General features: G+C 34.0%; 5 protein-coding genes. 4 read left to right on the forward strand and 1 reads right to left on the reverse strand.

The genetic code is table 11. The features are described 5' to 3' along the window. Positions 1 to 60 precede the first annotated feature (60 nt). Complete coding sequence (locus B3R94_RS12910) at positions 61 to 1,212, reverse strand: sensor histidine kinase (protein ID WP_291101307.1); 1,152 nt, start codon at positions 1,210 to 1,212, stop codon at positions 61 to 63. A 157-nt stretch (positions 1,213 to 1,369) separates the two neighbouring features. Between B3R94_RS12910 and B3R94_RS12915 the strand changes: the two genes are divergently transcribed. The 4 genes from B3R94_RS12915 (at position 1,370) to B3R94_RS12930 (ending at position 6,975) form a co-directional block, all read left to right on the forward strand. Next, complete coding sequence (locus B3R94_RS12915; RefSeq protein WP_291101310.1) at positions 1,370 to 4,159, forward strand: 2-oxoglutarate dehydrogenase E1 component; 2,790 nt, start codon at positions 1,370 to 1,372, stop codon at positions 4,157 to 4,159. Between the two features lie 18 nt (positions 4,160 to 4,177). Then, the gene (gene odhB, locus B3R94_RS12920) at positions 4,178 to 5,410 is read left to right on the forward strand and encodes a 2-oxoglutarate dehydrogenase complex dihydrolipoyllysine-residue succinyltransferase (protein WP_185096030.1); all 1,233 of its coding nucleotides are present in this window, start codon (positions 4,178 to 4,180) and stop codon (positions 5,408 to 5,410) included. 281 nt (positions 5,411 to 5,691) lie between these two features. Then, entirely contained in the window at positions 5,692 to 6,675 is a 984-nt protein-coding gene (locus B3R94_RS12925) for a secretion protein (RefSeq protein WP_114999517.1), read from the forward strand. A gap of 6 nt (positions 6,676 to 6,681) precedes the next feature. After that, positions 6,682 to 6,975, forward strand: coding sequence for a T9SS type A sorting domain-containing protein (locus B3R94_RS12930; RefSeq protein WP_114999519.1), 294 nt, complete (start codon positions 6,682 to 6,684; stop codon positions 6,973 to 6,975). The last annotated feature ends 28 nt before the right edge of the window (positions 6,976 to 7,003 follow it).

Below are 7,003 nucleotides of genomic sequence, written 5' to 3' on the forward strand. Positions count from 1 at the left end.
ATACAAATGCACTACGGGTATACCTTATTATATAATCAAGATTTTGTGTAATATTTCTGATTATTTTTTCAATAAAATCTTAAACTCAGTTCCGATTTCTTTGGATGATTTGGCAACAAATATTTTTCCTTTGTGGTAATCTTCGATAATTCGTTTGGCTAATGATAATCCCAATCCCCAACCGCGTTTTTTGGTTGTAAAACCAGGTTGAAAAATCTTTTTTTGCAATTTGGTCGGAATTCCAGAACCTGTATCAGCAATAGAAATTTCGACAAATTTACTCTTCGTTTTTATATCGATATCCAAAACGCCCTTATTTTGCATGGCGTCAGCTGCATTTTTCATCAAATTTTCGATAACCCAACTATATAAAGAAGAATTAAGATTGATGTTAAATTCTTCTACATCTGTAACAAAATTTACTTCAATTCCTTTGGAAATGCGTTGAGAAATATAATCCACTGTTTGTTTGGAAGTTGAAATAATATCAGTTTGTTTGAGTTCAGAAGTTGAACCAATTTTCGAGAAACGTTCGGCAATATGTTTCAATCGATCCACATCTTTTTCAATTTCTATGACAGAAGTTTGATCGATTTCTTCTAATTTCAATAATTCGACCCAACCCATTAAAGAAGAAAGTGGAGTTCCAATTTGATGAGCCGTTTCTTTTGCCATTCCGGCCCATAAATAACTTTTTTCGGTGTCACGAATTGTTTTGAAATACCAATACGAAAATCCAAAAAACAATAAAATCAGTAAAATAATGATGAGCGGATAATATTGTAATTGATTGAGAAGTTTTGAATTTTTGAAATAAACATAATTTTTAGTTCCGATTAATTCAACATCGATTGTTTGTTCGGACGATTTCATTTTGTTGACATATTTTTTTAATTGAACCGAATCTTTTACGATCGATTCATCAATATTTTTGGTGTCTACAATAATGCCTTTTTCGTCTACAAGTGCAACAGGAATTGATTTATTGTCTTCAATTAATTTGAATAGAAAATCTTGCGTTTTTGGATCTAAAAATTCGGATGAGCTTATCAACTCTAACGATCGCGCATAATTCTCTACACGTTTGTGTTCTTCACGTTTTAGCTCTTGTACAATTTTGTTACTCGACCATATTGTAATAGCGAAAATCACAAATATTATAAAGAATCCAATCCAACGTTTGTTTATTTTTTTTGTTAGAAAATTTCTCATCTAAATGTAAAATCTTTCTTAAATTTATATCAAATGTAATGATTATTTGATTATAATATATTTTTATGGCGAGATAAGATAAATATGATGAAAGTAATTTTTTTTAAAGCCTTAAATAGTTTATTTTTGTAGCTAAATCTCATAGAGAGTAAAATTTATGGATCGTTTTTCGTTTTTAAATGCCGCTCATTTAGAGTTTATAGGCGACTTATATGATCAATACGTCCAATATCCGGATAGTATTGAACCAAGTTGGAAAGCTTTTTTCCAAGGGTATGACTTTGCGAATGCAACATATGATGGAGAGCCATTATTTGCACCAGCAACACAAACAGCTCCTAACAGAGCTAGTCAAACAACGCAAGCAGTAGTTAATCCTGCAGTAGTATCTCAAGTTCCAGACAACGTACAGAAAGAATTTAAAGTCATCAATTTGATTGATGCTTACCGTACGCGTGGACACTTATTTACAAAGACTAACCCGGTTAGAGCGCGTAGAACTTTTGAACCTACTTTAGACATCAAAAACTTTGGTTTATCTGATGCTGATTTAGATTTAACATTCAACGCTGGTGAAATTTTAGGTATCGGTGGACCAATCACTTTACGTGAAATCATTGGACACTTAGAAAACATGTACTGCGAATCTATCGGAATCGAGTATATGTATGTAAGAGAACCTCAAAGAATTAATTGGATTCAGAATTGGTTAAACCAAAATTTGAATCAACCAAAATTATCTAAGGAGGAGAAAGAACGTGTTTTAGAAAAGTTGAATGAAGCAACTGCTTTTGAAAACTTTATGCACACGAAATATGTTGGACAAAAACGCTTCTCGGTAGAAGGAAATGAATCTTTGATTCCTGCTTTGGATACATTGATTAATCGTTCTGCAGATCACGGCGTACAAGAGGTTATCGTAGGGATGGCTCACCGTGGACGTTTGAATGTTTTGGCTAACATTTTTGGAAAATCATATTCTCAAATCTTTTCAGAATTCGAAGGAAAAGCTTTTGATACAGATTTAATGGCTGGTGATGTTAAATATCACATGGGATCATCTAATCAAATCAAAGCATTGAATGGAAAAGATATCCGAATCAATTTAGCACCAAACCCATCTCACTTAGAGACTGTAGATGCAGTTGTAGAAGGGATTACACGTGCAAAAGTTGAGGAAGATTACAAAGATGATTATTCTAAAATTATTCCAATCTTAATTCATGGTGATGCTGCTGTAGCTGGACAAGGAATCGTTTACGAGGTTGTTCAAATGGCAGGATTAGACGGATACAAAACAGGTGGAACAGTACACGTTGTGGTAAATAACCAAATTGGGTTTACAACAAACTATTTAGATGCGCGTACATCTACATATTGTACAGATGTTGCAAAAGTAACATTGTCTCCTGTAATGCATGTAAATTCTGATGATGTAGAAGCGGTAGTTCACGCTTTCCGTTTTGCAGCAGATTATCGTGCAGAATTCGGTTCTGATGTATTCATCGATTTATTAGGATACCGTAAATATGGACATAACGAAGGTGATGAACCAAAATTCACTCAACCTAAATTATATAACTTAATCGCTAAACACCCAAATCCTCGTGAAATTTACAAGGATAAATTATTAAAAGAGGGTGTAATTGGTGAAGAAATCGTTAAACAAAAAGAAGCTGAATTTAAAGCTTTATTAGAAACGAATTTCGAAGCTTCTAAAGAAATTGAGCGTAATCACATTTTCCCTTTCATGCCAGAAGAGTGGGAAGGATTTGAAATTGCTGATGATGCAAAAGTTTTTGAACAAGCAAATACTGCTTACGATGAAGCAAAATTAAAAGAAATTGCAAAAGCTGTTTCTACCGTTCCAGAAGGTAAAAAATTAATCAAAAAAGTTTCTCGTTTAATTGAAGGACGAGGAAAAATGATTGAGGAAGATAAAATCGACTGGGGATTAGGAGAAGCTTTAGCTTTCGGTTCTATCTTAACAGACGGACGTAACGTGCGTGTTTCTGGGGAAGATGTAGAACGTGGAACTTTCTCTCACCGTCATGCGGTTGTAAAAACTGAAGACACAGAAGAAGAAATTATCTTATTAAACCATATCAATAATGAACAAGGTCAATTAAGAATCTATAATTCATTATTATCTGAGTATGCAGTTTTAGGTTTTGATTATGGATATGCAATGGCAAATCCTAAAGCGTTAACTATTTGGGAAGCTCAATTTGGAGATTTCGTGAATGGAGCGCAAATCGTAATCGACCAATATATTTCTGCAGCAGAAGATAAATGGAAATTACAAAATGGTTTAGTAATGTTATTGCCTCATGGATATGAAGGGCAAGGAGCAGAGCACTCTTCAGCACGTTTAGAGCGTTTCTTACAAATGTGTGCTGGTAACAATATGTTTGTTGCAAATATCACAACTCCAGCTAACTTCTTCCACGCATTAAGAAGACAGGTTGTAACAGATTACCGCAAACCATTGGTTGTAATGTCACCAAAATCATTATTACGTCATCCATCAGCAGTATCATCATTAGCAGATTTCGCAAATGGAGGTTTCCAAGAAATCATCGAAGATGTAACAGTAGATGCGAAAAAAGTGAAAAAAGTAGTTTTCTGTTCAGGAAAAATCTACTACGATTTAGACAAAAAACGCCAAGAATTAGGTGATAAAGAAACTGCAATTATTCGTTTAGAGCAATTATATCCTTTAAATGAAGAAAAAGTAGATGCTATCATCTCTAAATTTGGTAATGCTAAATTGGTTTGGGCACAAGAAGAACCAGAAAATATGGGAGCTTGGATGTATATCTTACGTAAGTTAAGAAAATATCCATTCGACGTAGTTTCTCCAGCAGAAAGTGCTGCAACAGCACCAGGTTCAAGTAAACGTTGGGCTGCAATTTACGAAGAGGTAATTAATAAAGTATTCAATTAAAAAATAAAGCTAATAGATATGTTAGAAATGAAAGTCCCATCACCAGGGGAATCAATCACAGAAGTAGAGATCGCTACGTGGTTAGTAAAAGACGGTGATTACGTAGAAAAAGACCAAGCAATTGCTGAGGTTGACTCAGATAAAGCAACATTAGAATTACCAGCAGAAGAAAGTGGAATTATCACTTTGAAAGCGGAAGAAGGTGATGTTGTAGAAGTAGGACAAGTTGTTTGTCTTATTGATACATCAGCTGCTAAACCAGAAGGAGGAAGCGCTCCAGCTGCAGAAGCACCAAAAGCTGAGGTTAAAGAAGAAGTAAAAGCTGCTCCAGCTCCAGTTGCTACGCCAGCACCTGCTGCTCCAGCTGCAACTTACGCTACGGGAACTCCATCTCCAGCGGCTAAAAAAGTTTTAGACGAAAAAGGTATCGATGCTTCTCAAGTAAAAGGTTCAGGACGTGACGGACGTATCACTCAAGATGATGCAGCTCGTTTTACACCAGCAATGGGAACTTCTACTCAAGGAACTCGTGCTCAATCAGAGAAAAAATTATCATCATTACGTCGTAAAATTGCACAACGTTTAGTTTCTGTTAAAAATGAAACTGCAATGTTAACTACATTCAACGAAGTTGATATGTCTGCAATTTTTGCTTTACGTAACCAATATAAAGACGAATTCAAAGCTAAACACGGTGTTGGTTTAGGATTCATGTCTTTCTTTACAAAAGCAGTTACACGCGCATTAGAGTTATACCCAGACGTAAACTCTATGATTGACGGTGACTACCAAGTAAAATTTGACTTTGCTGACGTTTCTGTTGCAGTATCAGGACCAAAAGGTTTAATGGTGCCAGTTGTACGTAATGCAGAAAACTTAACTTTCCGTGGTGTTGAGCAATCTATCAAAGATTTAGCAATCAAAGTACGTGACGGAAAAATTTCTGTTGATGAAATGACAGGAGGTACATTTACAATCACTAATGGTGGTGTATTTGGATCTATGATGTCTACACCAATCATCAACCCACCTCAATCAGGTATCTTAGGAATGCACAATATCGTTGAGCGTCCAGTTGTTAAAAACGGACAAATTGTTATCGCTCCAATGATGTATGTTGCTTTATCTTATGACCACCGTATCATCGACGGACGCGAATCTGTAGGATTCTTAGTTGCTGTTAAAGAAGCGGTAGAAGATCCATTAAACGTATTAATGGGAGGTGACGCTAAAAGAGCTTTAGAATTGTAATACATAAAAACATTCTAACAATCCATAAATTGAAAGCCATTCGAAAGAATGGCTTTTTTGGTTTATGTAATGATTTGATTTATAATATTATTTTTTTGTGTTTTTGTAATTGATTTAAAGAAATTCAGTTTTTTAAATAATGTAATTTCTAAATGTTAATTTATTGATTACAAGTGTTTTATGTTTTTGTTTTTAAGGAAATTAATTCTTTAAATTATTGCTGATTAATATATATTGAAATATAATATAATTTTAAAGTAATGAATTAACACAATAAAATTATGAAGAAAATTTACTTTAGTGTATTAACATTGTTAATACTTTCACAATCAAATGCTCAGGTGTATGATGTGGGTACATGGGCTCAAGTTACAGATATCTCTAATGACGGTGTAGCTGTAGGAAATGCTGCAGGAGTATTGCATTTTAAATGGACAAAAGAAGAAGGTCCTGTAGTAATTGGAGAAATTGGAGGAAATAATGATTATATAGCAGGTAATACAACGATTTCTGCTGATGGAAAATTAGTATCAGGAACAATGACAAATCCAGCTACAGGAATCGACGAAATGGCTTTATATGATACAACTACGCAAACATGGGAGTACTTAGGAGCAAGTGCAAATGGTAGTGATACTTCTTCATGGGGAATGTCAAGCGATGGTAAAACGATCGTTGGATTAGGATGGAAATCTGCTTCTCAAGCTATAGGAGTTATTTGGAATAGAGCAAATGGAATGAAAGATTTGGGCTCTACAGTCGCAGGTAAAAGTTCAAGACCAAATTCTGTAAATGGAGATGGAACTGTTGTTGTAGGATGGCAAGATTCTGAAAATGGTTTCCGTAAAGGAGTTTATTGGAAAAACGGTGTACAAACATTTATTAAAGATAAACAAGGTAATCTTGTAGGAGAGGCGTTAGCAGTTTCTGCTGATGGAAATATTATTGTTGGTTTCAACGAACCTGAAGCATATATTTACAATGCAACAACTAATACTTATACAGAAATAGTTCATTCAGATCCAGATTATAACACGTCAATTGTAGCTGTTTCTGATGATGGAAATACAGCGGTGGGTTATTGGAAGCCTTGGTATGCTACAAATACAGAAGGAGAAGGTTTTATTTGGTTTAAAGATAAAGGAGTTGTTAAAATTGATGATTATGTAAAAGAGGTTGGGTATGATAGCAAAAGTTTTACTTTTGTGCTGCCTACAGGTATTTCTCCGAATGGAAAATATATAGGAGGTATAGGAATCAATTAGGATGAAATGGATCTTAAAGGTTTTGTAATAGAATTGAAAGAAGCTTTGTCTACAAATGAAAATGTTTTGGATAAAATTATTACAACAATTTCTCCAAATCCTGTTATGAATGAAATGACAATTCATACAAAAGCTATCATAAATTCTGCTGAAGTGTATAATTTAGCAGGTCAAAAAGTTTGGAACTCAGACAATATTATGAATAATAAAATTGATTTAAGTTTCTTAAATAAAGGAGTTTATATCATAAAAATAAAAACTGATTCAACAAATGAATCAATTAAGTTTATTAAAAACTAATTCAGATAATTGGTAGTATCTTACTAAC

Origin of the sequence: Empedobacter sp. UBA7611, assembly GCF_002484365.1 — a bacterium.
In the GTDB taxonomy this organism is placed as follows: Bacteria; Bacteroidota; Bacteroidia; order Flavobacteriales; family Weeksellaceae; genus Empedobacter; species Empedobacter falsenii_B.

Excerpts from the sequence above, each read along its gene's own strand:
- B3R94_RS12910 (WP_291101307.1), bottom strand. The coding sequence starts at position 1,212 with ATGAGAAATTTTCTAACAAAAAAAATAAACAAACGTTGGATTGGATTC.
- B3R94_RS12915 (WP_291101310.1), top strand. The coding sequence starts at position 1,370 with ATGGATCGTTTTTCGTTTTTAAATGCCGCTCATTTAGAGTTTATAGGC.
- odhB (WP_185096030.1), top strand. The coding sequence starts at position 4,178 with ATGTTAGAAATGAAAGTCCCATCACCAGGGGAATCAATCACAGAAGTA.
- B3R94_RS12925 (WP_114999517.1), top strand. The coding sequence starts at position 5,692 with ATGAAGAAAATTTACTTTAGTGTATTAACATTGTTAATACTTTCACAA.
- B3R94_RS12930 (WP_114999519.1), top strand. The coding sequence starts at position 6,682 with ATGGATCTTAAAGGTTTTGTAATAGAATTGAAAGAAGCTTTGTCTACA.